Below are 26,627 nucleotides of genomic sequence, written 5' to 3' on the forward strand. Positions count from 1 at the left end.
TCCGGGGTGTCGTAGGGGATGTGATGCGGTGGCCGGTCAGGCGGCGGTGGCCGTCGCGGGGGCGGCTTGTGCGGCCCCGGTCCGGCGGCGCTCGGCCCAGCGCACGGCCGGGGCCATCGCCAGGCCGCCGACGAGGAACACCGCGCCCAGGGTCAGCCAGCCGGGGGTGCCCCAGTCGATGAGAAGCAGGGTCAGGGAGACCGGGCCGAACATCTGCACCGCCGCGATGCCGGTGTTGAACAGGCCCTGGTACTGGCCCTGTTTGTCGGGCGGGGCGAGTTCGTAGCCGATCACCCAGGAGCCGGCCGACTGGACCATCTCGCCGTACACATGCAGGGCCGCAGCCACCACCAGGGTCACGGTCGCCGCCCAGGGGCCGCGGCCCGAGGAGAGCGCGAAGGCCGCGCAGCAGCCGAGCAGGGCCACTCCGGCGACGCGGAAGGCGCGGACGGCGGAGCGCAGTTCGCCGATCTTCTTGGTCACGGGGACCTGGAGGCCGACGCAGGCGAGGGTGTTCAGGAGGAGGAGTACGGCGGTGAGCGCGTGCGGGGCGCCGGTGTGCAGCGCGATCCACAGCGGCAGGATCACCTCGAGGATCGGGATGTGCAGCTGCATCACCATGTTGAGCACGGCGAGCAGCGCGTACGGGGTGTCGCGCAGCACCGCGAGCCGCGGTTCGCCCGGCGGGCGCTGCGGGGCGGGCGGTACGGCGGGCAGCCGCAGGAACACCAGGCCGCAGACCACGAAGCTCAGCGCGTTGAGCAGGAAGGTGAGCCGGTACGCGGTGCCGGTGTCCCACAGCAGGGCCACGCCGCCGAGCGCGGCGCCGGCCGAGACGCCCACATTCGTGACGACACGGATCTTGGCGCGGACCCGGACCAGGTTCTCGCCGTCCAGCACGGCCGGGATCAGTGCCTGGCGGGCCGCGTAGGCGCCGCGGTCGAACAGCGCGTACAGGAAGGCGAACACGATGAACAGCGGGTACGCGTCGGTCAGCAGGTAGGCGCCGGTGGCGAGGCCCGCGAGGACGAGGAGGGCCGCCGCGGTGCCGCGCGGGCCCCTGCGGTCGGCGAGGTGTCCGAAGGGAACGCCCGCGAACAGTCCCGCGATGCCCGCGATGCTCAGGCCCAGGCCGAGCTGGGCCGGGGTGAAGCCCGCGATCCGGGTGAAATAGAGGGCGGAACAGGTCACGAAGACGCCGTTTCCGAGGGAATTGGCGAGTGTGCCGAGCACGAGGGTGCGGGCGGGGCCTTCCTCGACAAGACGGGATTTCATGCGGCTGCGCCCTCCTCGGCGATTTCCCTGCCGGGAATCCCGGGGAATCCGTTCTGGTAGAAATCACGCATCACCGCGGTGATCTCGGCCGTATTGCGATAGCAGTCGGCGTGCGATCCCCGGATGGTTTCGAGCCGGAGCATTCCGCCGCCGCGGGCCGCGAGGCGCTCGCGTTCGTCGGGCAGGATGTTGCGGCTGTCGGCGCCGGCCAGCACCAGGACCGGGATGCCGAGGCGCTCCAGCAGGTCCGGCAGGTGTCCGAAGTCGTAGGTCCAGCGCAGCAGGCTGCCCTCGGCCCATTCGTCGGCCTCGTGCAGCGCGGGGTGCGCGTCGAAGGACTGGTCGATCACCACCAGGCTGCGTACCCGGGACGCTCCCCAGGTGACCGCGGAGACGGCCGCCACCAGGCCGCCGTACGAGTATCCGACCAGGTGCACCTCGTCGGGGAGGATGTCGGCGACGCGGTGCAGGTCGGCGGAGAAGTCCAGTACGGAGTAGCCCCAGGCCGGCTGGTGGCTGTCGCCGTGGGCGCGCAGCGAGGGGTGGACGGCGACGGCACCCGGCGGGCACAGGGCGTCGCCGATGGGCCGCAACTGGGTCTTGTCGCCGCCGAATCCGTGCAGCAGGAGCATGCTGCCGGGGGCGCCGCCGGACCCGGAGCGCCCGGGAACGGCGTCGTAGTCCAGCAGTGGGACACCGCTGCCGTGTCCCGCCAGGGCCGGTGTGGGAAGAACACGGTCTTCCGGTCCGGCAACGCTCATTGAGATCAACCCCCTTGTGGAAAGCCGAGGTGGCTGCCCGGCCCCGTCAGATTCCGATTCGATGGCCCATGAAGTCAACTACGGGCGCTGTCCCCGGATTCGGGTACGTGACACCGGCGGTGAAGGGGGCGGAGCATCGGTGGCGGGTTGCCGGAATTCCGGTCGGCCCGGTCCTCGTACCGTCTCGGAACCGGAGGGATTTCCATGGGAGTCGGCCTCATCCACCGGGCGGTCGCACACCGGGCCAGGACCCGGCCGGACGCACTGGCCGTGGTGGACGGGTCCACCCGGCTCGACTACGCCACCCTCGACGCGGCGGCGGACGCCTGGGCGGCCGGGCTGGCGGCGGCCGGCGCGGGTCCGGGCACCCTGGTCCCCGTCCTGCTGCCGCGCTCGGCCCGGCTGTACGTCGCCCTGCTCGCGGTGCTCAAGTGCGGTGCCGGATATGCCGCGCTGGATCCGCGGTGGCCCCGGGAGCGGGTCGAGTCCGTGCTCGGGCAGCTGGGCGGTCCGGTGCTGGTGACGGACGCCGGGGAGGCATCGGACGGGATGCCCGGGAAACGTTTCGGGCGGTGGCCGGTGTGGCAACCACCGGCCGGATGCGGCGAGTTCGCCGCCCGGGAGGGCGGGACCGCGTTCGCTGCCTACGACGGGCCGGCGGACGTCCCCGCCACGGTCTTCTTCACGTCCGGCACCAGCGGCACTCCGAAGGGCGTGGTGTCCCCGCACGCGGCCACCACCCGGCTGTTCACGGCGGACGGGCCCCTCGCCTTCGGCCCCGGCACGGTCATGCTGCAGGCGGCCCCCTCGTCCTGGGACGCCTTCTCGCTGGAGCTGTGGGGGACGCTCACCACCGGCGGCACCTGCGTCACCGCCGCCGAGGACTACCTCCTGCCGGACACCCTGCGCCGTCTGATCGACACATGCGCCCTCGACACCGCCTGGCTCACGTCCTCCCTGTTCAACCTGTTCACCGAGATCGACCCGGACTGCTTCCGGGGCCTGCGCCGCCTCTACATCGGCGGGGAGCGGCTGTCGGCCGCGCATGTGGGCCAGTTCCTCGCCGCACATCCGGACATCCGGCTGTTCAACGGCTACGGGCCGGTGGAGAGTTGCGTGTTCGCCACCGTGCACCCCATCACCGCGGCGGACTGCGCGGCACCGCACGGCGTCCCCGTCGGCCGCCCGGTCCCCGGCACCCGGGTGCATGTGCTGGACGGGGCCGGGCGGGAGTGTCCGCCCGGGGTCACCGGCGAGCTGTGCGTCAGCGGCGCGGGGCTGGCACTCGGCTACCTCGGCGACCCGGACCTCACCGCCGCGTGCTTCACCGAGCACCCGTCGGCCGGCACCCGGCTCTACCGGACCGGCGACCACGGCCTCAGGGACGCCGACGGCGTCCTCCACTTCACCGGACGCACCGACCGCCAGGTCAAGATCCGCGGCTACCGCATCGAGCCGGAGGAGATCGAGACCCACGCGGCCGAACTGCCCGGCATCACGCACTGCGTCGCCGTCCCGGTCCCCGGCGAACTGGGCAACTACGACCGGCTCGCGCTGTTCTACACCTCCGCCGCCGACACGGAGGAGGACCCGGTGCTGCTGCGCCGCTCCCTGTCCCTGCGGCTGCCCGCGCACGCCGTGCCGGACGTTGTACGGCGCGTTGAGCGACTGCCGGTGACGGCGAACGGGAAGGTCGACCGGTCGGAGCTGCTCGCCACCCTCGACGGGTGAGCGCGCGCGGCGCCGCGGCCCCGCGCGCCGGCCGTACCGCGAGGAAAACCCAAGCCGAGAAAGGCAGTTCCATGCCCGTCATCACCCTGATGTCGCCCGACGCCGGTCCCGGCCGCCCCGCCCTGGCGAAGATCGCCGAAGCGGTCACCGGGCTGCTGGGCATCTCCCCGCAGCACTGCTGGGTGACCTGGCAGCGGCTCGACGCCGACGCGGTGCACCGGCCCGAATGGGACCGCCCCGCCGGACACCCGTGCGCCCCGATCGGCTTCATCACCTGCAAGGCGAGCTATCCACGGGAGACCGTGAGCCGGCTGCTGCGGCTGCTGCGCGACGCGTTGAGCACCCTGCTCGGGGTGCCGGGCGACGAGGTCTACCTCGTGGTGCGCCGAGCCGTACCGGGCGAGCTGCTGATCCGGGGTGACGTATGGGCCGGGGACGAACCGGCGCCAGAAGCGGCGGCCCCGGCGCAGGCCGGGGAGACCCCGGCAGCGAGCCCGCGCAACCACCACTGACCGCCACGTCCTGAGGAGTCACCGTGTCACGTCGTCTGTTCACCTCGGAGTCCGTGACCGAGGGCCATCCCGACAAGATCGCCGACCAGATCAGCGACTCCGTCCTCGACGCGCTGCTCAAGGAGGACCCGGCCTCCCGGGTCGCCGTGGAGACCCTGGTCACCACCGGCCTGGTGCATGTCGCGGGCGAGGTGACCACCACCGCGTACGCCCCGATCGCGGCCCTGGTGCGGGACCGGATCCTCCAGATCGGCTACGACAGTTCGCTCAAGGGCTTCGACGGCGCCTCCTGCGGCATCTCCGTGTCCATCGGCGCGCAGTCCCCCGACATCGCGCAGGGCGTGGACACGGCGTACGAGTCCCGTGTCGAGGGTGCTGCCGAGGGCCGGGAGCGCGACGAGCTGGACCGCCAGGGCGCGGGTGACCAGGGCCTGATGTTCGGCTACGCCTGCGACGAGACGCCGGAGCTGATGCCCCTGCCGATCACCCTCGCCCACCGGCTGTCCCGGCGGCTGTCCGAGGTCCGCAGGAACGGCACCCTGCCGTATCTGCGCCCCGACGGGAAGACGCAGGTCACCATCGAGTACGACGACGACCGGCCGGTCCGTCTCGACACGGTCGTCGTCTCCGCGCAGCACGCCGCCGACACCGACCTGGAGGCCACCCTCGTCCCGGACATCCGCACGCATGTGGTGGAGCCCGAGCTGGCCGCCCTCGGCATCGGCACCGAGGGCTACCGCCTGCTGGTCAACCCCACCGGCCGGTTCGAGATCGGCGGCCCGATGGGGGACGCGGGCCTGACCGGGCGGAAGATCATCATCGACACGTACGGCGGCATGGCCCGGCACGGTGGCGGCGCGTTCTCCGGCAAGGACCCGTCCAAGGTGGACCGCAGTGCCGCGTACGCGATGCGCTGGGTCGCCAAGAACATCGTGGCGGCCGGTCTGGCCCGGCGCGCCGAGGTGCAGGTGGCGTACGCGATCGGCAAGGCGGAGCCCGTCGGCCTGTTCGTGGAGACCTTCGGCACCGAGACCGTGCCGGTGGCGCGCATCCAGGACGCGGTGACCGAGGTCTTCGACCTGCGGCCGGCGGCGATCATCCGCGACCTCGACCTGCTGCGGCCGATCTACGCCCAGACGGCCGCGTACGGTCACTTCGGCCGTGAACTGCCCGACTTCACCTGGGAACGTGTGGACCGCGCGGAGCGGCTGCGGGCGGTGGCGGCTTCCGGAGGGGAGCCGGGGGCGGCGCGGGGCTGAGCCGCGGCGGGCGGCGGGCGGCGGGCTGACGGATTAACTCCACTTTGCGAAGGCGGAGTTGCTCACGACACTCGGGCGCCCGGGTCCCCTGGGGACGCCTGATCGGCCGGTGGCCGGGGGGCGGCCGTGACACCGGGGGTGGCGGGGGGCGTAGCCCCGGGGGCCATGGCCGTCGTGGCACCGGGGGTCGTGGCCGACGTGGTCCCGGGCTCGGTGGCGGTCGTACTCCCGGAAACGGCGGTCGTCGTCCCGGAGCCGGTGACGGTCGTAGTCCCGGGGGCGGTGGTGTTCGGGCCGCCGGCCTCGATCATCAGGTCCTCGGTCCGTTCGAGCCAGGTCCGGGAGCCGAGTTCGGCGAACAGGTCGCGCGCGGCCTCCAGGTGCGCCGAGGCCACGTGGTGATCGCCGCGGACGAGGGCGATCTCGGCGAGCGCGTAGCGCGACCTGGCCTCGACGACCCGCTCCCCCACCTGCCGCGACAGATGCAGGGCGCGGGTCAGCGTGTCGGTGGCGCTGTCCAGCCGCTTCTCCCGGCGGCGGAGCGCGCCGAGGCCGTACAGCGCGTACGCCTCGCCGATCCGGTCCCCGCTGTCCCGCACGATCCGCAGGACCTCTTGGAGCGCCTCCTGGGCCTGGCTCGGCTGGTCGAGCGCGAGGTGCAGGTCGGCGAACCGTTGCAGCACCTGCGCCTGGACGCGCAGGCAGCTCTCCTTCCGGGAGATGGTGAGGGCCTGTTCCAGCAGGGTGCGGGCGCGCTCGGTGTTCCCCGAGGCCAGCCACCAGCCGGCCAGGCTGCGCAGGATGTGCGCCTCGCCGATCCGGTCGCCCACCAGTCTGGTGATGGCCAGCGCCTCGTCGTACTTCTCCCGCATGGCGGCGTCGTCCCCGCGCACGCTGTCCAGGTAGGCGGCGTTGCGCAGCACCAGGGCCCGCCCGTGGTCGTGGCCCTCCGCCTCGAACAGCTCCCGGGCCTGGCCGAAGCGCTCGTCCGCCTGCTCCATGCGGGTCTGGAACATGTGCAGGGTGCCCAGGGAGTACGACATCGCCGCCTGGCCGACGCGGTTCCCGGCGCGGGCGGACGCCTCGTACGCCAGGCGCGTGGTCTCCTTCCAGTCGTCGAAGTACCCCTTGGCCTCGAACAGGGTGACCGAGGTGAGGGCGAGGTCCCAGCACAGCTCGTCCATGCCGGCCGCAGCGGCCTGCCGTACGGCCGTCACCAGCGCCCGGCGTTCCCCGCTGAGCCGCTCCATCGGCCGTCCGGCGGGCTCCACGTCGGCGTCCGCGGGGAGCTTCCAGCGCTCGGCACGGCCGTGGATGATCGTGTAGTCCCCGCCGTACTCCTCCCGGTGGGCCTCCTCGACCAGGGAGAGCCAGCCGCCGAGCACGCGCGCCAGGGCGGCCTCCTGCTCCTCGGGGGTTTCGGTGGCGAGGAGTTCCTCGCGGGCGTAGGCGCGGATGAGGTCGTGGAAGCGGTAGCGCGGCCGGAGCGAGTCCGGGTACCGCACGGTGTCCATGACCTGGGCCTCGACCAGGGCGTCGAGGGTGTCCTCCGCGGTGGCGAAGTCCGTGTCCAGCAGGGCGGCGGCGACCCAGGCGGGCGAGTCGGGGGCCTGGACCAGGGAGAACAGCCGGAACAGGCGCTGGGCGAGCGGGGGCAGCGCCCGGTACGTCAGGCTGATGGTGGAGCGCAGTTCGAGGCCCCGGTGGCTCAGTTCGTCCAGGCGGCGACGCTCGTCCCGCAGCCGCTGGACCAGCCACTCGATCCGCCAGTGGGGGTGGGAGGCCAGCCGGGCACCGGCGATCCGCAGCGCCAGGGGCAGCGCGTCGCAGAGGTTGACGAGTTCGACGGCGGTGTCGAGTTCCGCCTGGACGCGCTCGCGGCCGACGATGCCGGCCAGCAGTTCCAGGGCGTTGGCCATGTCGAAGGCGGCGAGGTCGATACCGCGGACGCCGTCCGTGCCGGCCAGCCGTGCCCGGCTCGTGGTGATCACCGCGCAGCCCGCGCTTCCGGGCAGGAGCGGGGTCACCTGCTCCGCGCCGGTCACGCCGTCGAGGACCACGAGCACCCGGCTGTCGGCGAGCCTGCTGCGGTACATCTCGGCCCGTTCCTGGGCGTCGTCGGGGATGGCCTTGGCCGGTATGCCGAGGGCCCGCAGGAAACGGGCCAGCAGGGCGGTGATCTGCGTGGCGCCGGAGATGGTGTGCAGGTCGGCGTACAGATGGCCGTCGGGGAAGTGCTTGCTCACCTCGTGGGCGGCGCGCACGGCGAGGGCCGACTTGCCGACGCCGCCGGGGCCGGAGATGTCCACGATCGGCACGGCGTAGCCCGGGGTCTCCGCCCGGGAGGAGGCGACGAGCAGTTCCTTGATCTCGTCGAGCTGGGCGCGGCGGCCGGTGAAGTCGCCGATGGTGGCGGGGAGCTGGCGGGGGATGAGACGGAAGCCGTCCTCCTGCGCGCCCGGGGTGTCCATGCCCTCCGGGGTGTCCGGCGCGGCGGCGGGGCGTGCGGGGACGGCCCGGTTCGGCGGCGGGGCGGGGAGATCGAGTGCCGGGGACTGCTTCAGGATCGCCTGTTCCAGATCGCGCAGTTCCTGCCCCGGCTCGATACCCATCTCCTCGACGAGGGCCTTGCGGGCCCGCTGGAAGGTCGCCAGCGCCTCCGCCTGCCGCCCCGAGCGGTACAGCGCCAGCATGAGGAGTTCGTAGAGGCGCTCGCGCAGCGGGAACCGGCCGATGAGGACGGTCAGTTCGGCGCAGACCTCGGCATGCCTGGCCAGCAGGAGGTCGAGGCGCAGACACTCCTCGGTCGCGGCCAGGCGTCTGTCGTCGTAATGCCTGGCCACAGGCCGTACGGAGTCGCTGGGGATGCCGTCGAGGGCGGGGCCGCGCCACAGCTTGAGGGCCGTGCGCAGGGTTGCCGCCGCCTCCGTTGCGCGGCCGGCGCGGGAGTCCTCGCGGGCGATGGTGACCAGCCGGTCGAACTCCAGGCTGTCCACGTCGCAGGCGGCCGGTTCGAGGGCGTAGCCGGGCGCGCGGGTCCTGATCGCGTCGGGCCGTCCGGCAAGGGCGAACTGCTTGCGGAGCGTGGAGATGGCGACCTGGATCTGGCCGCGCGCGGTGACGGGGGGCGCGTCGCCCCATACCGCGTCGATGAGTTGTTCCGTGGACCGTGTGCGGCCGATGTCCAGCCCCAGCATCGCCAGGACGATCCGCTGGCGCGGCCCGCCGACATCGAGCGAACGACCCTCGTGCACCAGCTCGACCGGCCCCAGCAGCCGAAGGATCATGTCGTCCACCCTCGCCTTCCCCCCACACGTAGCGTCGCGCACAACGATCAGCACCGTAGCCCTGGTTCGGAGCTGACATCCGGTGATTGCCATGAGTTTCCTGATGAACGGCACAGGAGTCGCCTGGCGGTCGCGGGCACGCCCGGGCGCCCGCGTTCTCGCCGCTCGACGGCATGGTTGACCTGGGCGGGGCCAACTCTGTTCGCGTCTCGGTCAGTTCGCCGCCGAGCCGTCGCCGGGCGCGATCCGCGCCGGCCGGTCTCCGGTGTCAGGCAGGATGGGGCCGGGCGGCGGCGCCCGGTGGGATCGACGGATCCGGGGATGTCACGGCCGGACAGTGGGCCCGGTCGTCTCCCGCGCTGCTACGTTCCATGTCTGCCCCCGCTCAGCCCGCACGGCCGACGCCGCGCACCTGCGCATCCCGCCGGCATCCGCCGCCTGCCACGTCCGGGTGGGTGGCGCGTACCGGTCGAGAATCGAATTCATCTTGCCCGCAGGTCAACCAATATGCAAAGGGCAATGAGCAACGGGACGCGCGGACGGGCGGGCCGACCAGGGGGCGGGCAGAGCTGCTGGATCCGGGAGACAGGGGGCGGCTCTCTCCGTTGGTCAACCGGCGTCCGGCCACTCCTCGTGTGGCGGTTCCGGCTGGGGCGCGTTCCGCCGTTCCGTCCGCCGTGCGTTCTCGTCCCGCCGGTCCGTCAGCCATGGCCACAGGTCCGGCAGGAGCTGGGCCGGGCAGGCGAGGCGGTGTTCGATTCGGCACCGCTGGAACTGCTCCGGTGGGCAGACGCCGTAGACGGTCACCCGTCCGTCGGACAGCTCGATCCACCGATGCCCCGCCGGCACCTCGTGGGCCAGTGGCCTCAGGTCCGGTTCCAGCATGACCCACTCGTGTCCGAGCGTCGCCACCCGGTCCTGCGGCAGACCGCAGTGCGGGCAGCATGATCGCCCTTGGCCGAGCCGACGCGGAATCCCCTCCGAAACCCCCATAGGACGAGGGTCGGCACACTCCCGTCCTCGGCGCAGGGTGCTCGTCGGACGGGGCGGGTGGGGCGGTCGTGGCGCGGGGAGGTGGGGTGCGGCTCGGGTGGGGTGTCCGGCAACCGGTGACCGAGGGGTTGCGGCCGAGATCCGCTCCTGAGGGGCGGCGGAGGGTGCGGAGGCGTGGCGTGGCCGGTACCCCCTGCTCGGCTGGTCCCGGTTGCAGTCCCCCCCCCCCCCCCCCCCGCTCGGGCCCGGTCCGGTTTCAGTGCCCCCTGCGTCCCCGGCCCCCCGCGCCCGCTCCGCACGAGGCCCGTACCGCCAGGGACGGTTGGAGGGTCAGGTGGTGGATCGGGAGGGGGTGGGGGGAGCGGAGGCGGGAGGTGAGGAGTTCGATGCCCTTGCGGCCCAGGGCGCGTTTCGGTGGGGCGACGGCGGTCAGGGGGATGCTGGCCAGGGCGGCGACCTCGTCGTCGTAGGAGATGATCGCCAGGTCCTGGGGGACGCGGATGCCGCGCTGCGCGGCCAGTTGGAGCAGGACGATGGCCTCCGCGTCGCCGTGGGCGAGGACGGCGGTGGCGCCGTGGGCGCGCAGGTCGTCGAGGACCTCGTCGATGCGCTGCTCGGTGTGGGGGGAGGTCTCGCGCTGCGGGACCAGGTGGACGGGGCTGTCCTGGTCGAGGCCCAGGGCGCGCAGGGCGTGGGTGTGGCCGAGGCGGACGGCGGGGGCCGTCGGGCCCAGGTCCTTGACCATGAGGGCTATCCGGCGGTGTCCGAGGCGGGCCAGGTGTTCCACGGCCAGCCGGGCGCCGGCCTGGTGGTCGGTGACCACGTGGTCCAGGCGGTCGACCAGTGTGGTGGAGCGCAGCTCGCGTTCCACCAGGACCACCGGGATCCTCAGCTCGCGCAGGCGTTCCTCGAAGCGGGTGTGGCGGGAGTTCTCCAGGGTCGGCGGGGCCAGCAGCAGGCCGTCGACGCCGTCGTCCAGATGGCGGCGGACGGCCACCAGGTCCTGCTCGGGCTGGTAGTCGGAGAAGGCGAGGGTCAGTTCGGCGTTCAGTTCCGACGCCGCCTCGCGGGCACCCTCCAGCACCTCACGGAAGTACGGGCCGTTGGGCAGGAGCAGGCCCAACCGCAGGGCGTCCGGCACGCGTTCGGGGTTCTGCCCGGTGGTCGCCGCCCTGCGGTCCAGAGCGACGCCGCCGTGGAACCGCCGTACCAGACCCTCGCGTTCGAGGGACTCGACATCGCGGCGCACCGTGACGTCGGAGACCCCCAGCAGGCCCACGAGGTCGCTGATCCGTGCCGAGCCGTGCTCCCGCAGATGGGCGAGGAGCAGGTCGTGCCGGTCCGGAGAGAGCATCACGCGTCACATTTCCCTCGGCGCTGGCGTGGAAAGGGTTCCGAACTGTTGGGAACGGAGGAAACCTAGCGCGCCGGAAGGGAGTTGGGCAGACCCAGGAGGCCCGGCGAAGGGAGGAAGGCGGCGAGGTTGCCGGGTGAGCGAAAGCAGGGATTAGGGGGTGAAGGGGCGGAGAACGGGATATCGAAAGGCTCCGGGTACTTCCGGGTCGTTCCAAGTACGTACGACCTCATTGACGGGTTACGGACCCGACCGGATGCTGAAGCCGCATCGGACGGCGGAGGGCCCCCCGGGCGTCCCACCGTGTCCGGCGGCGTCCTCGATGCCCCCCTCGCCCCTGGAAGGAGGCCCCTGTGTCCCTGGTCGGCCAGCGGCCCGGCAGTACACCGGCCGAGCGACCCGACGCGCCTCCCGAAGCGCCCACCGCACCGACCCGGCACTCGGTCTCCCGGTGGCAGCGGGTGCGGCGGGACCGGGTGCTGCTGCTCATGATGGTGCCGGGCGTGCTGTACTTCGCGGTCTTCCAGTACGGCGCCCTCGCCATGAACGTGATCGCCTTCCAGCACTACATCCCCTTCCTCGGGATGAGCCACAGCCCCTGGGCCGGGATCTCCAACTTCCAGACGCTGTTCGGTGATCCGGGGTTCTGGCGGGCCGTGGGGCACACGGTGAGCCTCGCCCTGTTCCAGCTGGTGTTCTTCATCCCGGTGCCGCTCGCGGTGGCGCTGCTGCTGCACAGCGTGCTCAGCGGGCCCGTGCGCAAGTTCGTGCAGTCGGTGGTGTTCCTGCCGCACTTCGTCTCCTGGGTCGTGGCCGTCGCCCTGATCCAGCAGATGGTGGGCCCCACCGGCGTGCTGACCGATCTGTTGTCCGGTGGCGGCGGCCATATGGTGAACCTGTTCACCGACCCCTCGCTGTTCCAGCCGATGATGGTCGCCGAGCTGATCTGGAAGGACTGCGGCTGGGCCACGGTGATCTTCACGGCCGCCCTGTTCCAGGTGGACGAGCAACTCTACGAGTCGGCGGCCATGGACGGCGCCGGGCCCTGGCGCCGCTTCTGGCACGTCACCCTGCCCGGCGTACGACCGGTGGTCGTGCTCGTGCTGATCATGCGGCTCGGTTCCGTCTTCAGCGTCGGCTTCGACCAAGTGCTGCTCCAGCGCGACTCGTTCGGGCAGCGGGTCTCCGAAGTGATCGACACGTACGTCTACTACCACGCCACCGTCAACGGCGACTGGTCCGTCGCGGCGGCCGCGGGACTGTTCAAGGGCGCCGTCGCCCTGGTCCTGGTGGTCGCCGCGAACAAGGTCGCCCACCGGCTGGGCGAGCAGGGGGTCTACCGATGAGCCTGGTAACCGGGGCGGCGGCCCGCCACACAGAGAACGGCCACGCAAAGGACAGTCGCACGAAGGGCAGGCGTACGAAGGCCACGCGCCCGGCCTGGCAGGAGAAGCCGAAGGCCCTCACCACGGCCGGCAAGGTGCTGGTGATGGTGCTGATCACGGCGGCCGTGGTGGCGCCCTTCTGGGTGGTGCTGGCCACCAGCCTCAGCACCGCCCGCCAGGTCACCGCGGACGGCGGCTACTCGCTGTGGCCACGGGAGTTCTCGCTGCACGCCTTCCACCAGATCCTCACCGGTTCCACCGCGGGCCGCGCCCTGGTGGTGTCGCTGCTGCTGGTGGTGGTCGGTACGGCGGTGTCGCTGGCCGCGACCGTGCTGCTGGCGTACGCCCTGGCCCGGCCCGGGGTGATCGGGGGCGGCTGGGTGCTGAAGATGACGCTGGTCGCCTTCCTGTTCCCGCCCGGGATCATCCCCGCCTACCTGGTCGTCGACAACCTCGGGCTGATCGACGACTACTCCTCGCTGGTGCTGCCCGTCGTCATCGACGTCTTCAACCTGGTGGTGCTGCGCGGCTTCTTCCAGGGGCTGCCCGGCGAGCTGTTCGAGGCGGCCCGGCTGGACGGGGCGGGCGAGTTCACCGTCCTGTGGCGGATCGTGCTGCCGCTGTCCAGGTCGGTGATCGCGGTGGTCGGGTTCTTCTACGGCGTCACCTACTGGAACGACTTCTTCCGGGCCCTGTTCTACCTCAACGACCCCGGCCGCTGGCCGCTCAGCACCCTGCTGCGGCTGCTGGTCACCCAGGGGGTCACCGCGGACGCGAACGGCACCACCGCGAGCGCCCTTAAGGACACCTCCCGGACCACGCTGATGGCCACCATCGTCGTCGCGGTCGTCCCCGTCCTGGTCGTCTACCCCTTCGTCCAGCGGTTCTTCACCAAGGGCGTGCTCACCGGCGCGGTCAAGTCCTGACCCGCTGCGCCCGGTTCCGCTCCCCCCTCCCCCGCACGAACGCGTCCGCTTGGAGCCCTCATGTCCCTGCACATGTCCCGCCGTTCGGTGCTCAGAGCAGCCGGTGCCGGTGCCGTCGTCCTCGCCGCCGGTCCCGCGCTCGCCGCCTGCGACGGCGGCGGCGGACCGGTGTCCGTCTCCAACGAGGGCACCGAGCAGGCCCCCTGGCCCGCGTACGTGCCCGCCGAGGTCCACTACGACCTGCCCGCGCTGCCCGACAACGGCGCTCCCGCCGTCCTCAACTACCCCTCGCTTCCGCTACCTTCATCCGTTAAGGGCAAGCCGGGTGACGGCTCGACGGTCTCCTGTATGGCGCTGAGCTACGGCGCCGCCGTCAAGCTCGACTCCTCCAACCGGATGGTCGAGGCCCTCGGCGACGCGATGGGCGTCACCCTCAGGCCCCGGTTCGTCATCGACACCGGCACCAGCTACACCACCGCGCTGACCACCATGATGGCGGGCGGCGACCAGCCGGACATCCTGATGATCCCGGCCACCGGCGCCCCCCACATCAGCGAGTTCATCCGCTCGAAGTGCGCCGACCTCAGCGAGTACCTGTCCGGCGACGCGATCAAGGCGTACCCGAACCTGGCCGCCCTGCCCACCCGGGGCTGGCAGCTGATGGGGCGCATCGGCGGCGGGATATACGGCGTGCCGACCTACCGCTACAACGCCCCGCAGGTCGGCCTGTTCGCCGACCGCGACAAGCTGGAGAGGGCGGGGATCTGGGGCAAGGGCGTCGGGGTCCAGGAATTCACCGACGCCATGGCCAGGCTGAGCGTGAGGGGCCACTACGGCATCGGCAGTTCGAGCGCCGCCGCGTTCGGCTGGACCTTCCACGCCGGTGCGGCCGGCGCCCCCAACTGGTGGGGCGAGTCCGGCGGGAGCTTCAGCTTCACCGCCGACACACCGGAGTTCGAGCAGGCCGTGGAGAACATGCACCGCTTCTACACGCGCCGCGTCTACAACCCGGACGCGCTGACGCTGGGCGCGGGGGACGCGCAGCCCAAGTTCCTCAACGGCACGTGGCTCACCTGGCCCAACGGCACCGGCGCCGCCGCGCAGATCTTCTCCCAGGTGCGGGGCTTCACCCCCGATCTCGCCTTCCCCTACGGCGACAAGCCCAACACCCCGGGCGGCGACTCGGTGTTCGGGTTCACGGTCGTCAAGAAGTCCTCCCCGGCCCGGATCAGGATGCTGCTGCGGATCCTGGACTTCTTCGCGGCGCCGTTCGGGACCAAGGAGTTCGAGCTGGCCCGGTACGGCGTCGAGGGCGTGCACTTCACCCGCGACAAGGACGGCGCCCCGGCGAACGCGACCCGGCTCGGGCAGACGGAGAACAGCACCAACCTGCCGTTCCAGTACTTCAACACGGCGCCGCAGCCGCTGTTCTTCCCCGGTCTCGCCGACCTCACCAAACGGCTCCACACCTCGCAGAAGACACTGCTGCCGATCTGCGCGCCGGACGCCTCGGCCGCCTACCGCTTCTCCTCGGCCACCTTCAGCGCCAAGTGGGCCGGGGTCTCCCCCGCGCTCAACTCCGCGGTGATGGACGCCGTGTCCGGCAAGACGAAGGCATCGGACTGGAAGGGCATCGTCGCCCGGATCAAGCAGCAGAACGGCATCGACCGGATGGCCGAGGAGTTCGCCGAGGCCAAGGCGGCTGCGGGGTGAGCCCCGCCGTCGTGCGGCTGAGCCAGGCCGCCCGTGGTGAGCCTGGTCGCGTGGTGGGCCCGACCGCCTGCGGTGCGCCCGGCCGCGTGGTGGCACCCAGCCACGCCGTGGTGAACCAGGCAGCCTGCGGTGAGTCCGGCCGCGTGATGGGCCCGACCACCTGCGGTGAGCCCAGCAACGTGGTGGGGCCCAGCCACCCCGCGGTGAAGCAGGCCGCCCGTGATGAGCCCAGCCGTGTGACGGTCCCTGCCACCCCGTGGTGGGCCGGGCCACATGGTGACCCCAGGCCGCCCGACGCCCCAAGCCGCCCGATGCCCCAGGCCGCCCGATGACCCCGGGCGCCCGATGACCCCGGCCACACGATGACCCCGGCCGCCACCCGCTGACCCCGGCCGTCACCCGCTGACGTACCGCATCTCCCGCGCGAGGCGCCGCCTTCCACCAGGCGCGCTCCACGCGACCATGACCCGAGGAGTCCTGTGTCCGACCTGCCCCCCGCGGCCCGCCGCCCCCGGGTCCTTGCCCCCGCCGCCCGCAGGCCCCGGGTCCTGCTCGCCATGCAGCGCGACCTGCTGCCCCTGCTGCTCGACCCGGCGCGGACGGCCCGGCTCACCGGCCTCGCCGATCTGGACCCCACGCTGGTCGCCGACGACTTCGACGCCCCGGGGGTCGCCGCCGAACTCGCCCGCGCCGAGGTGCTGTTCACCTTCTGGGGCTGCCCGCCCCTCACCCCCGAGGTGCTCGCCCGGGCGCCCCGGGTGCGGGCGGTGGTGCATGCCGCGGGCTCGGTGAAGAGCTTCGTCACCGACGCCTGCTGGGAGCGGGGCATCGCCCTCTCCTCGGCCGCCGACGCCAACGCGCTGCCGGTGGCTGAGTACGCGCTGGCGATGATCCTGCTCTCCAACAAGCGGGCGCTGGCCACGCGCGACCGGTACCGGGCCGTGCGCGGTCAGGTGTCCTGGCAGCACGAGTACCGGGACGCCGGCAACTACCGGCGCAGCGTCGGCATCGTCGGCGCCTCCCGCATCGGGCGCCGTGTCATCGCGCTGCTCGCCCCCTATGACATGGAAGTCCTGCTGCACGATCCGTACTTGGGAACCGAGGAGGCCCGCGCGCTCGGGGTGGAGCCGGTCGGCATGGACGAGCTGTGCGCCCGCTGCGACGTGGTCTCGCTGCACGCGCCCGCGCTGCCCGAGACCCGGCACCTGATCGACGCGCGCCGGCTGAAGCTGATGCCGGACGGCGCCACGCTGGTCAACACCGCGCGCGGGGCTCTGGTGGACACCGACGCGCTGACCCGCGAGCTGACCGGCGGCCGGCTGAACGCCGTACTGGATGTGACCGAACCGGAGGTCCTGCCGCCCGACTCCCCGCTGTACGACCTGGACAACGTGGTGCTCACCCCGCACATCGCCGGTTCGCTCGGCGGTGAGCTGCACCGGATGGCGGACTCGGCGCTGGACGAGCTGGAACGCCTGGCGCAGGGGCGGCCGTTCGCCCATCCGGTCGTGCGCGAGCAGTTCGAGCGCTCGGCCTGAGGCGCGCCGGCGGGGGGAGACCGGCCCGGCCGTCACACCGTCCACCGGCCCGACCCGAACGAGGAGCCATGACCCGCAACCGCCCGCACCCGTTCTCCGGCAACCCCCTGCACAGCCGCGCCGACTGGCAGCGCGCGCTGCTCGGCCTGTGCGCCCCGCTCACCGACGCCTACGCCGACGACGCGGCGCTGGCCGCCCCCGGCACCGCGTACGAGCCCCGGGTCGCCCGGCTGGAGGCGACCGTACGACCGCTGTGGGGACTGGCCCCGTTCGCGGCGGGCGGCGGGCACTACGACGGCTGGGAGCGCATCCGCCGGGCCGTCGCCGCCGGAACCGACCCGGAGCACCCGGAGTACTGGGGCGAGCCCGGCGCGATGGACCAGCGGCTGGTCGAGGCGTCCGTGCTCGGGTGCACGCTGGCCCTCGCGCCCGGTGAGCTGTGGGAGCCGCTCGCCGGGGAGGAGCGGACCCGGCTCGCCGCCTGGCTGCGCGGGCCGAACGCGTCCCGGACAACAACTGGCATCTGTTCCCCGTGATGGCGGAGCTGGGCCTGAAAGCGGTCGGGCAGCGGCCCGAACCCGGTCTCACCGAGCGGGCGTTGGCGCGGATCGAGGACTTCTACCGGGGCGGCGGCTGGTACTCGGACGGCCCGGACGGCAAACCCCGTGACTACTACGGCCCTTGGGCCCTGCATCTGTACACGCTGCTGTACACGACGCTCGCGCCGGACGCCGATCCGGCGGTCGTGGCCCGGGTACGGGAGCGGGCCGCGCTGTTCGCCGGGGAGTTCCGGCACTGGTTCGCGGCGGACGGCGCGGCGCTGCCCTTCGGCCGCAGTCTGACGTACCGGTTCGCGCAGTGCGCGTTCTGGGGCGCGCTCGCCCACGCGGGTGTCGAGGCGCTGCCCTGGGGGGTGCTGCGCGGGCTGTGGGCGCGGAATCTGCGCTGGTGGGCGCGGCAGCCGATGTTCGCCGCCGACGGCACGCTGTCGGTCGGCTACGCCTACCCGAACCTGTTCATGAGCGAGCAGTACAACGCGGCGGGCTCCCCGTACTGGGCGTTCAAGGCGTTCCTGCCGCTCGCCCTGCCCGCCGAGCACCCGTTCTGGACCGCCGAGGAGGAGCCGCTGCCCGACCCGGGCGCGGTGCGCGCCCAGCCGGAGGCGGGTCTGCTCGTCCAGCACGGCGGCGGGCACACCACGGCGCTGGCGGCCTGCGACGCGGACACCTGGGTGCGCAACGCGCCCGGTAAGTACGGCAAGTTCGCGTACTCCACGGCCTTCGGCTGCTCCGTGTCCACCGGACCGCTCGGCGCGGAGTCCGCCGCCCCGGACAGCGCCCTGCTGCTCAGCGAGGACGGTCTGTACTGGCGCTCCCGGATCGCCTGCGCGTCCCGCTCCGTGACCGCCGAGCGGGTGCACGCCCGCTGGCACCCCTGGCCCGAAGTCACCGTCGAGACCTGGCTGCTGCCCGCCGGACCCGGCCGGCACGTCCGCGTCCACCGCCTGGTCACGCCCCGCCCGCTGCACACGGTCGAGGGCGGCTTCGCGGTCCCCCTGGAGGGCGCCGCCACCCGGGCCGAGGGCCCCGGGGCGCGGGCCGTCTGCGGCGACCTCGCGAGCGCCGTACGGGACCTCACCGGGGCCCGGACCGGCGACATCATGCTCCCCGACCCCAACAGCCACCTCCTCTGGCCCCGTACGGCACTCCCCGTGCTGCGCTGCCAACTGCCGTCCGGCGAGCACTGGCTGGCCGCCGAAGTCCACGCCACCGCCGGATCTCACGCCATCGCCGACGGCGGCACGACCCGGGCGGAGCCGCTCGACCGGCGCGCCCTGCCCGGCCTCCCCCGCGCCCTGCGCGACACGCTTCCCGATCCGGAATGACCCACCCCGCACGGATACGGCCCCGGGGGACGAGGAGCACCATGCGTTCGACGACACTGCGGGCGACCGGAGCCGAGGTCACCCGGCTCGCCCTGGGCTGTGCCGCGCCGGGCAGTCCGTACCGGCCGGTCTCCGACGCGCGGGCGCGGGCCACCGCGGACGCCGCCTGGGCGGCGGGCGTCCGCTGCTTCGACACGCGCCGCACCACGGGCTCGGCCTGTCCGAACGCCGCCTCGGCGCGGCGCTGCGCGGGCGGCCGCGCGCCGAGTCCACCCTGTCCGCCGAGGTGGGCGGGCTGCTGGTGCCGGACGCCGGGGGCGGCGACGACCTGGCGAACGGCTTCGCCGTACCGGCCGCCCACAGCCGGGTCCGAAACTTCTCCGCCGACGGGGTGCGCCTCGGCCTCGCGGAGTCCCTCGTCCGGCTGAGCCTGGACCACGTGGACATCGCCCTGCTGCACGACCCCGCCGACCATGGCGAGCAGGCGTGCCGGGAGGCGTACCCGGCACTGGAGCGGCTGCGGGCCGAGGGGGTCGTACGGGCCATCGGCGCCGGGGCCTGGATGAACCGGACCGCGGTGCTCACCCGCTTCGTCCGTGACGCCGACGCCGGTCTCCGGCCGACCCGAGGGCGCAGGCGCGGTACGGCTACACGGCCGCGCCGAGGGAGTTGGTGGAGCGGGCGCTGCGGATGGCGGAGGTCTGTGCCCGGCACGGGGTTCCGCCGCGCGGCGCGGCCCTCCGGTTCCCGCTGGGGCACCCGGCGGTCGCCGGGGTGCTGCTCGGCGCGCGCTCGCCCGAGGAGGTGGCCGACGGCACGGCCCGGATCGCGGAGCGGCTCCCCGGCGCGCTGCGGGCGGAGGGGCTGCTCGGGGAGGGGGTGCCGGTGCCCGGGGAGGACGGCTCCCTCTTCATGGCGACGGCGTCCTTCATGGCGATGGCGTCCCGCGTCCACGGCCTCGGACCACCAGGGCGCTGATCGGCAGCGCCACCCCGCCGGTCAGGCCGACCGTTTGCGGGAAGCCGTCTTCTTCGCCGCCGTCTTCTTCGCCGTACCCGACTTCGCCGTACCCGACTTCGCCGTCGCCGACTTCGCCGTGCTCTTCTTGGCCGGCTCGGCCGACTTCGAGGTGGACTTCCGCGCCGGGGCCTTCTTGGCGGTCGTCTTCTTCGCGGTGGAGGTGGACTTCTTGGTGCCGGTCTCCTTGGGGGTGGACCGGCGGTCGGGCAGGGGTCTGACCTCGGCCTCCCCCGCCGGTTCGCGGGATTCGCGGGCGGCGCGGACGCTGTTCTCCAGGGCGGCCATCAGGTCGAGGACCTTGCCACCCGTCGCCGGTTCGGGGGCCTGCGGAGGTGTCTCGCCGGCGGCCTTGGCGGCGACGACCTCCTCCAGGGCCTCCCGGTACTCGTCGTGCAGATCCGCCATCTCGACCTCGCCGAGGGTGTCCATCAGGGCGTCCGCGAGATCGAGTTCCTTGTCCCGGATCTTGACGTCCACGTCCGGGGCGACGCCCTCGGGGGCCCGTACCTCGTCCGGCCAGAGCAGGGCGTGCATGGCGATCGCGTCGCCGACCACCCGCAGCATCCCGAGGCGTTCCCGCCCGCGCAGCGCGAACTTGGCGATGGCCACCTTGTTGCTGCGCTTCAGGGCCTCGCGCAGCAGGGTGTACGGCTTGGCGGCGGGGGCGCCGCCGGCGGCGAGGTAGTACGCCGCGCCCATCTGGAGCGGGTCGATCTTGTCGGTCGGCACGAAGGCGACGATCTCGATGGTGCGGGCCGTCGGGATCGGCAGATGGGACAGGTCCTCGTCGGTGATCGGGACGATGGTGCCGTCCGCGTCCTCGTACGCCTTGCCGATCTCGGACTGGCTGACCTCGCGGTCCTCCACCTCGCACACCTTGCGGTAGCGGATGCGGCCGTTGTCCTCGGTGTGGATCTGGCGGAAGGAGATCGCATGGCTCTCGGTCGCGTTGAACAGCTTGATCGGGATGCTGACCAGCCCGAAGGAGATGGCGCCGTTCCATATCGATCGCACGTGCCGCACCCTTCCCTTGCCCATGGGGACCGGTTTGTCTGGGATTGTCATCCTATGACGCCTATCACAGAGGTGGAGGGGCGGCGGGTCCCGCTGACCAACCTGGAGAAGGTGCTGTATCCGGCGACCGGCTTCACCAAGGCGGAGCTGGTGCACTACTACGCGACCACCGCCGACGCCCTGCTCCCGCATCTGCGCGACCGCGCGGTGTCCTTCCTGCGCTACCCCGACGGACCCGAGGGCCAGGTGTTCTTCACCAAGAACGTGCCGCCGGGTACGCCCGAGTGGGTCACGACCGCCGAGGTGCCGAGGTCCTCGGCGGACAGCCCGGCCTGGATGGTCGTCGTACAGGATCTGCCGAGCCTGGTGTGGGCGGCGAACCTGGTCACCGAGTTCCACACCCACCAGTGGCCGGTGGGCTCGCCGGACGAGGCCGACCGGCTGGTGTTCGACCTGGATCCCGGGGCGCCCGCCACGATCACGCAGTGCTGCGAGGTCGCCCTGTGGCTGCGCGAGCGGCTCGCGGCGGACGGGATCGAGGCGTACCCGAAGACGGCCGGGTCCAAGGGGCTGCACCTGCTGGCGGCGGTCACCGGCGCCTCCCCGGAGCGGACCAGCGAGTACGCCAAGGCGCTCGCGGTGGAGGCGGAGCGCGCGCTGCCCCGGCTGGTGGTGCACCGGATGACCAGGAGCCTGCGGCCCGGGAAGGTGTTCGTGGACTGGAGCCAGAACGCGGCCCGCAAGACCACGGCCACCCCCTACACCCTGCGTGCCCGCCGCACCCCGCTGGTCTCCGCGCCCGTGACCTGGGACGAGGTCGCCGACTGCCGCTCACCGCGACGGCTGGCGTTCCAGGCCGAGGACATCGCCCCGCGCCTGCGGGAGCACGGCGACCTGATGGCCCCCCTGCTGGACCGGCGCCGGGCCGCGCCCCTTCCCGAAGACGCCTAGACCGCCCCGGTCCTAGAGCTTCTCCCAGGTACGGCGGTCCCGCGCCATCGCGTGCAGCGCCGCCACGTCCGCCGGTTTCAGTACGCCGCCCAGCCGAGCCAGCCCGGACAGCTCCCCGGCGGACAGGACCCGGATCCCCCGGGGCGCGGCGGTCAGGGTAACCCCGGAGGGGTCGGTCAGGGCGAGCACCGGGCGGACCTCGGCGGTCAGGGCGTGGGCGGCCCGGTCGGCTCGGGCGCGCAGCCCGCGCAGCAGGGGCTCGGCGGTGCGCCGGCCCACGGTGACCATCGGGTCGGCGACCCGCACCCGCGCGCGGCGGGCGTACAGGGCGTGCACGGCGAACAGCCCGCCGGGGCCGATCAGCAGATGGTGGACCCGGTCGCCGCCGGGCAGCGGCAGCGAGTGCAGGGCGTGCCAGCCGGCGCCTTCCAGGCCGTCGAGCACGTCACCCACGGTCTGCTCGGCCAGCAGGGCGCGCCGGCGTGGATCGGGGCGCAGCCGGTGTCCGGCCCCCGGGTCGCGGTCGAGGGCGATCAGCAGCGCCTCGCCGGGCCGGTTGGGCGCGAGGTCGTCGTCGGGGTGCAGGGCGAGCCGGGCGAGTTCGGCGGGGGTGGGGACCGGGGGCGGGCCCACGGCCACCGGGCCGGTGAGAAAGGGCTTCAGGGCTTCGAGGACCCGGTCCCGCTCGTCCTCGGCGAGCAGGGCGACGCGGCCGGCGTCCCGGTCGTACCAGGCGACCCGGCCGCCGTCCGGGCGGCAGACGTACAGCCGGTCCCGGTTGTCCCGGCGGCCCGGCACCACGCGCAGTCCGCTCATGCGCATCACCCCTTCGACCATGGGAACAGGCCGGGTGCTTCCCGGGCAAGACCGGCTACCGTGGAGGGCGGCCCTGCGCAGGGGAGTTGGGGAGGCGCCGGTGCGGACCCGCGGGATGCAGCCCGACGTGCCCGCTCCACACAACCCGTGGAGCGAGATCGTGCCCGGCCTGTGGATGGGCGGGCACGAGTACCGGGGGCGTACGGGACGGCTGGAGACGGCCGTCGTACGGGACGAGTTCGATGTGGTGCAGTCGCTGCTGCGGCTGCCGGGGTACGGCCCGGACGCGGGCGTCGAGCACCATGTGTGGCCGGTCCCGGACGGGCCGCTGGACGGCACGCAGCTCGCCGGGGTGATCCGGCTGGCGCGGGCGGCGAACGAGGCGCTGGACGCGGGCCGCCGGGTGCTGGTGCGCTGCTATCACGGGTACAACCGCTCGGGCCTGGTCGTGGCGCACGCCCTGGTGCAGCGGGGCGGCTCGCCGGACGAGGCGATCCGGCTGATCCGGGCCCGCCGCTCGGCGTGGGCGCTGCACAACGAGCTGTTCGTGGCGTATCTGCGCGCCGGGCTGCATACCGTACGGCTCCTTGAGGAACTGGCCGAGTAGCCTCTCTGTCCCGGCACCGGCGCATGGACCGGACGCACAGAACGGACCAAAAGGGGCTTCCTTGGAATCTATGTGCATACTGGCCTACTGACCTGCAAAACCATCGCCCCTGGAGCACCGTGCCCCTCCGTCGCCCTGTGCGCACCGCCTTCGCCGCGGTCGCCGTCGCCCTGTTGTCGGCGACGGCGGCGGCCTGCGGGGACGCCGGTCAGCTGCAGAGCGCCGGGCCGACCCAGACCGCGGACAGCCCCGCGAAGCTCTGGCCCGATCTGCGCCCGGCGTCCAGTCCGGCGTACCCGTACGACGTGGCCACCCGGGAGACCGTCAAGGGCCTGACCGTGCCCGGCGGCGACATACGCCGGATCGATCCGGTGGACATCGTCGAGGCGGAGCTGAAGGCGCACCCGGCCGACTACGGGTCCAAGGGGGCGTTCCACGGCACCGTGGACCGGATGAAGGAGTGCCGCAAGGGCGGCGACCGGGCGCTGTGCCCGCTGCTCAAGCCGTACTACCGGGACCTCACCGGCGACGGCCGGCCCGATCTCACCCTCGGCTTCCGGCTCTACCCGACCAATCAGACGGCGGTCCGGGTCTACACCGCCGAGGGCAGCCGCCTGGTGCAGGTGCTGGCCGACAACGACGCGATCCTCGGCGTGGAGCTGGCCGGGCGCGCGCTGATCGAGCGCAATCCGGCGGACATCTCCGGCTACGAGTACCGCACCACCTGGGAGTGGGATCCCGGCCAGCGCGCGATGGTGTTCTCCCGCGACGAGTACCTGCACACCGGCACGGGCCGCCGTGCCCACAAGGCGAGCCCGCCCGCGCGCGCGTCCGCCTCCCCCGCCGCCTCCCCGGGCGCGTCATGAGGCTGCTGCTGGCCCGCTGGGCCGGGCCCCTCGCCGTGAAGGCGGCCGTGTTCATCACGGTGATGTGCTGCGCGCTGGCCGCGCTGCTCGGGGTGCTGGTGCATGTCTCGGTGACCGACCAGACCGTCGGCCAGGCCCGCGACCTCGCGCTGTCCCGGCTCGCGGACGCCACCCGCGCCTACGAGGCCGGGGACACCCTCCTGCCCAACGCCGGGGTCGACCCCGAGGGGCTGCCGGACTCGCTGCACCGGCTCGCGCTCTCCGGGCGGCGCGGCACCATGGTGTCCACGCACCGGGGGCGGCCGACGATGTGGGCGGCGGGCCCCGTCCAGGGGCGCCGGGTGCTCGCCGTGGAGATCGACTACACGCAGCAGTCCGGCACCATCGCCGGGCTCGACACCTCGATCCTGTGGTCCTCCGCGCTCGCCATCGGCGCGACCGTGCTGGTCGGGGTGTTCGCCGTGACCCGGGTGACCCGGCGGCTGCACGCGACGGCACGGGTGGCCCGCCGGATCAGCGCGGGCGACCTGGACGCGCGGGTCGACGACCCCCGTACGAAGGATCCGGTACGGCCCCAGGACGAGGTGGCCGCGGTGGCCGCCGCGCTGGACTCGATGGCCGCCTCGCTCCAGGGCAAGCTGCTCAGCGAGCAGCGGTTCACCGCGGACGTGGCGCACGAGCTGCGGACCCCGCTCACCGGGCTGCACGCGGCGGCGGAACTGCTGCCGCCCGGGCGGCCGACGGAACTGGTGCGGGACCGGGTGGCCGCGCTGCGCACACTCACCGAGGACCTGCTGGAGATCTCCCGCCTGGACAGCGGTCGGGAGCGGCTGGAGGCCGACGCCGAGGGGCTGGGGGCGCTCGCCGAGCGGGTGGTGCGGGCGTCGGGCACGGACACCGAGGTACGGGTCGTACGGGACGCCCTGGTGGAGACGGACCGGCGGCGCCTGGAGCGGGTGCTGGGGAACCTGGTGGCCAACGCGCACAAGCACGGGGCGGCGCCGGTGCTGCTCACGGTGCACGGGCCGGTGGTGACGGTGCGGGACCACGGGGACGGGTATCCGGAGTACCTGGTCGCGCACGGGCCGCAGCGGTTCCGCACCGAGGGCGGGGCGAAGGGGCACGGGCTCGGGCTGACCATCGCGGTGGGGCAGGCGGAGGTGCTGGGCGCGCGGCTGTCGTTCCGGAACGCGGTGGACGGGGGCGCGGTGGCGACGCTGATCCTGCCGGTGGCTTCGCAGGCGCGGTAGGGCTCGGGGGTGCGGTTCGTCGGCGGGTGCGGGCCGTACGGGGCTTGTCGCGCAGTTCCCCGCGCCCCTTTGGGGCGCGTTGTAGTGCGGCGAATTAATCCGGTTTGGGTAAGTTCGCGGCATGACCGACGCCGGAACCGCCGCGGCGACGGCCCCGGCCGCCGTGCCCGTCGTACGGCTGCCCCGGCGTCGCGGGATCGAGTTAGCGCTGATCATGCTGGCCGTCACGCTGTCGGTGTACGGCTACTGCGCGGTGGGGCTGGCCCGGGCCGGGCGGCTGCCGCCGGGGGCGCTGGCGTACGGGGCCGGGCTCGGGGTGCTCGCACTGGTCGCCCATCTCGCCGTACGGCTGCGGGCGCCGTACGCCGATCCGCTGCCGCTGCCCATCGGGGTGCTGCTCAACGGGCTCGGCCTGGTGCTGATCTACCGGCTGGACCTGGAGACACCGGGCGACCGGGCCGCCCCCGCCCAGCTGGTGTGGTCCGCGCTCGGGGTGGCCCTGTTCATCGTCGTCGTCCTGCTGCTGCGCGACCACCGGCTGCTCCAGCGGTACTCCTATGTGTGCGTGGTCGCCGCGCTGGTCCTGCTGCTGCTGCCGAGCCTGTTCCCGGCGGTCAACGGCGCCCGGATCTGGATCCGGGTCGCCGGCTTCTCCATCCAGCCGGGCGAGTTCGCGAAGGTGCTGCTGGCGGTGTTCTTCGCCGCGTACCTCGCCGCCAACCGCAACGCGCTCGCGTACACCGGCCGCCGGCTCTGGCGGATGCAGTTCCCGACCGGGCGGGTGCTCGGGCCGATCGTGACGATCTGGCTGCTCAGCGTCGGGGTGCTGGTTTTGGAGCGGGACCTCGGCACCTCGCTGCTGTTCTTCGGTCTGTTCGTGGTGCTGCTGTACGTCGCCACCGGGCGCACCGGCTGGATCGCGGTGGGGCTGGTGCTCGCCGTGCTGGGCGCGGTGGCCGTCGGCCGGGTGGAGCCGCATGTCGGCGGCCGGATCGCGGACTGGCTGCACCCCTTCGCCACCATCGAGGCCGGGCGGGGCCCCAACCAGCTGTCCCAGTCGCTGTTCGCGTTCGCGGCGGGCGGCCTGCTGGGCACCGGACTCGGGCTCGGGCACTCGGTGCTCATCGGGTTCGCCACCAAGTCGGACTTCATCCTGGCCACGGCCGGCGAGGAACTGGGCCTCGTGGGCCTGGCGGCGATCATCCTGCTGTACGCGCTGCTGGTGGAGCGCGGCTACCGGGCGGGCCTCGCGCTGCGCGAGCCGTTCGGGCGGCTGCTCGCGGTGGGGCTCGCCTCGATCCTGGCGCTCCAGGTGTTCGTGATCGCGGGCGGTGTCACCGGGCTGATCCCGCTGACCGGCATGGCGATGCCCTTCCTCGCGCAGGGCGGCTCCTCGGTGGTCACCAACTGGGCGATCGTGGCCCTGCTGATCCGGGTCAGCGACTCGGCGCGCAGCCAGTACGACGGCGGGGAGGCGCCATGAG

The 26,627-nt window shown here is 73.1% G+C and carries 20 protein-coding genes and 2 pseudogenes; 15 read left to right on the forward strand and 7 right to left on the reverse strand.

All coding sequences use genetic code 11. The features are described 5' to 3' along the window. Positions 1-36: 36 nt before the first annotated feature. Together QHG49_RS11950 and QHG49_RS11955 are read right to left on the reverse strand one after the other, a co-directional pair. Positions 37-1,275: an MFS transporter gene (locus QHG49_RS11950; RefSeq protein WP_301489375.1), complete on the reverse strand. Its 1,239-nt coding sequence runs from the start codon at positions 1,273-1,275 to the stop codon at positions 37-39. Continuing rightward, positions 1,272-2,036 carry an alpha/beta fold hydrolase gene (locus QHG49_RS11955; protein ID WP_159704980.1) on the reverse strand — a complete coding sequence of 255 codons (765 nt, stop codon included), beginning with the start codon at positions 2,034-2,036 and terminating at the stop codon, positions 1,272-1,274. The genes QHG49_RS11950 and QHG49_RS11955 overlap by 4 nt, the downstream gene beginning before the upstream one ends. 204 nt (positions 2,037-2,240) lie before the next feature. On the opposite strand from QHG49_RS11955, the gene QHG49_RS11960 reads away from it, so the two are divergent. The 3 genes from QHG49_RS11960 to metK all read left to right on the forward strand — a co-directional run bounded on the left by QHG49_RS11960 (position 2,241) and on the right by metK (position 5,538). Beyond that, positions 2,241-3,767, forward strand: coding sequence for an amino acid adenylation domain-containing protein (locus QHG49_RS11960; protein ID WP_301489378.1), 1,527 nt, complete (start codon positions 2,241-2,243; stop codon positions 3,765-3,767). Positions 3,768-3,838: 71 nt separating this feature from the next. Next, complete coding sequence (locus QHG49_RS11965) at positions 3,839-4,279, forward strand: hypothetical protein (RefSeq protein WP_301489380.1); 441 nt, start codon at positions 3,839-3,841, stop codon at positions 4,277-4,279. 23 nt (positions 4,280-4,302) lie between these two features. Beyond that, entirely contained in the window at positions 4,303-5,538 is a 1,236-nt protein-coding gene (metK, locus tag QHG49_RS11970; RefSeq protein WP_159704971.1) for a methionine adenosyltransferase, read from the forward strand. 62 nt (positions 5,539-5,600) lie between these two features. On the opposite strand, the gene QHG49_RS11975 is transcribed toward metK, so the two are convergent. The 3 genes from QHG49_RS11975 to QHG49_RS11985 form a co-directional block, all read right to left on the reverse strand. Next, positions 5,601-8,825 carry a BTAD domain-containing putative transcriptional regulator gene (locus QHG49_RS11975; protein WP_301489384.1) on the reverse strand — a complete coding sequence of 1,075 codons (3,225 nt, stop codon included), beginning with the start codon at positions 8,823-8,825 and terminating at the stop codon, positions 5,601-5,603. Positions 8,826-9,434: 609 nt separating this feature from the next. Next, positions 9,435-9,818 (reverse strand): DUF6083 domain-containing protein, encoded by a 384-nt coding sequence (locus QHG49_RS11980; RefSeq protein ID WP_301489386.1) that lies wholly within the window; start codon positions 9,816-9,818, stop codon positions 9,435-9,437. Between the two features lie 256 nt (positions 9,819-10,074). Continuing rightward, a complete protein-coding gene (locus QHG49_RS11985; protein WP_301489388.1) occupies positions 10,075-11,172 on the reverse strand; it encodes a substrate-binding domain-containing protein in 1,098 nt (365 codons plus the stop codon). A gap of 491 nt (positions 11,173-11,663) precedes the next feature. On the opposite strand from QHG49_RS11985, the gene QHG49_RS11990 reads away from it, so the two are divergent. The 7 genes and pseudogenes from QHG49_RS11990 to QHG49_RS12015 all read left to right on the forward strand — a co-directional run bounded on the left by QHG49_RS11990 (position 11,664) and on the right by QHG49_RS12015 (position 19,597). Beyond that, entirely contained in the window at positions 11,664-12,518 is an 855-nt protein-coding gene (locus tag QHG49_RS11990; RefSeq protein WP_301492757.1) for a sugar ABC transporter permease, read from the forward strand. Next, complete coding sequence (locus QHG49_RS11995) at positions 12,515-13,483, forward strand: carbohydrate ABC transporter permease (protein WP_301489390.1); 969 nt, start codon at positions 12,515-12,517, stop codon at positions 13,481-13,483. Before QHG49_RS11990 ends, QHG49_RS11995 begins: the two co-directional genes overlap by 4 nt. Positions 13,484-13,543: 60 nt before the next feature. After that, on the forward strand, positions 13,544-15,196 hold the full coding sequence (locus QHG49_RS12000) for a hypothetical protein (protein WP_301489392.1): 1,653 nt from the start codon (positions 13,544-13,546) through the stop codon (positions 15,194-15,196). A gap of 557 nt (positions 15,197-15,753) precedes the next feature. Continuing rightward, positions 15,754-16,734 carry a hydroxyacid dehydrogenase gene (locus tag QHG49_RS12005; protein WP_301492758.1) on the forward strand — a complete coding sequence of 327 codons (981 nt, stop codon included), beginning with the start codon at positions 15,754-15,756 and terminating at the stop codon, positions 16,732-16,734. A gap of 68 nt (positions 16,735-16,802) precedes the next feature. Continuing rightward, positions 16,803-17,803: pseudogene (locus QHG49_RS34090) on the forward strand (DUF2264 domain-containing protein); the annotation flags it as partial. Positions 17,804-17,878: 75 nt separating this feature from the next. Then, positions 17,879-18,619, forward strand: coding sequence for a hypothetical protein (locus QHG49_RS34095; protein ID WP_370530569.1), 741 nt, complete (start codon positions 17,879-17,881; stop codon positions 18,617-18,619). A 41-nt stretch (positions 18,620-18,660) separates the two neighbouring features. Then, a pseudogene (locus QHG49_RS12015) lies at positions 18,661-19,597 on the forward strand (aldo/keto reductase). A gap of 21 nt (positions 19,598-19,618) precedes the next feature. On the opposite strand, the gene QHG49_RS12020 reads toward QHG49_RS12015, so the two are convergent. Beyond that, the gene (locus tag QHG49_RS12020) at positions 19,619-20,653 is read right to left on the reverse strand and encodes a Ku protein (protein WP_301489395.1); all 1,035 of its coding nucleotides are present in this window, start codon (positions 20,651-20,653) and stop codon (positions 19,619-19,621) included. 54 nt (positions 20,654-20,707) lie between these two features. On the opposite strand from QHG49_RS12020, the gene ligD reads away from it, so the two are divergent. Beyond that, positions 20,708-21,604 carry a non-homologous end-joining DNA ligase gene (ligD, locus tag QHG49_RS12025; RefSeq protein WP_159704950.1) on the forward strand — a complete coding sequence of 299 codons (897 nt, stop codon included), beginning with the start codon at positions 20,708-20,710 and terminating at the stop codon, positions 21,602-21,604. Between the two features lie 12 nt (positions 21,605-21,616). Here the strand turns inward: ligD and QHG49_RS12030 are convergent, their stop codons facing one another. Then, a complete protein-coding gene (locus QHG49_RS12030; protein WP_301489398.1) occupies positions 21,617-22,420 on the reverse strand; it encodes a nuclease-related domain-containing protein in 804 nt (267 codons plus the stop codon). 100 nt (positions 22,421-22,520) lie between these two features. Here QHG49_RS12030 and QHG49_RS12035 point away from each other — a divergent pair, with 100 nt between their 5' ends. From QHG49_RS12035 to QHG49_RS12050, 4 genes are all read left to right on the forward strand, one after another. Beyond that, complete coding sequence (locus tag QHG49_RS12035; protein WP_186337850.1) at positions 22,521-23,027, forward strand: dual specificity protein phosphatase family protein; 507 nt, start codon at positions 22,521-22,523, stop codon at positions 23,025-23,027. 119 nt (positions 23,028-23,146) lie between these two features. Beyond that, complete coding sequence (locus QHG49_RS12040) at positions 23,147-23,893, forward strand: hypothetical protein (RefSeq protein WP_301489402.1); 747 nt, start codon at positions 23,147-23,149, stop codon at positions 23,891-23,893. Continuing rightward, positions 23,890-25,143 (forward strand): HAMP domain-containing sensor histidine kinase, encoded by a 1,254-nt coding sequence (locus QHG49_RS12045; RefSeq protein WP_145487266.1) that lies wholly within the window; start codon positions 23,890-23,892, stop codon positions 25,141-25,143. The genes QHG49_RS12040 and QHG49_RS12045 overlap by 4 nt, the downstream gene beginning before the upstream one ends. 121 nt (positions 25,144-25,264) lie before the next feature. Further along, a complete protein-coding gene (locus tag QHG49_RS12050; RefSeq protein ID WP_159704941.1) occupies positions 25,265-26,626 on the forward strand; it encodes an FtsW/RodA/SpoVE family cell cycle protein in 1,362 nt (453 codons plus the stop codon). Position 26,627 lies beyond the last annotated feature (1 nt).

Origin of the sequence: Streptomyces sp. WP-1, from assembly GCF_030450125.1 — a bacterium.
GTDB lineage: Bacteria > Actinomycetota > Actinomycetes > Streptomycetales > Streptomycetaceae > Streptomyces > Streptomyces incarnatus.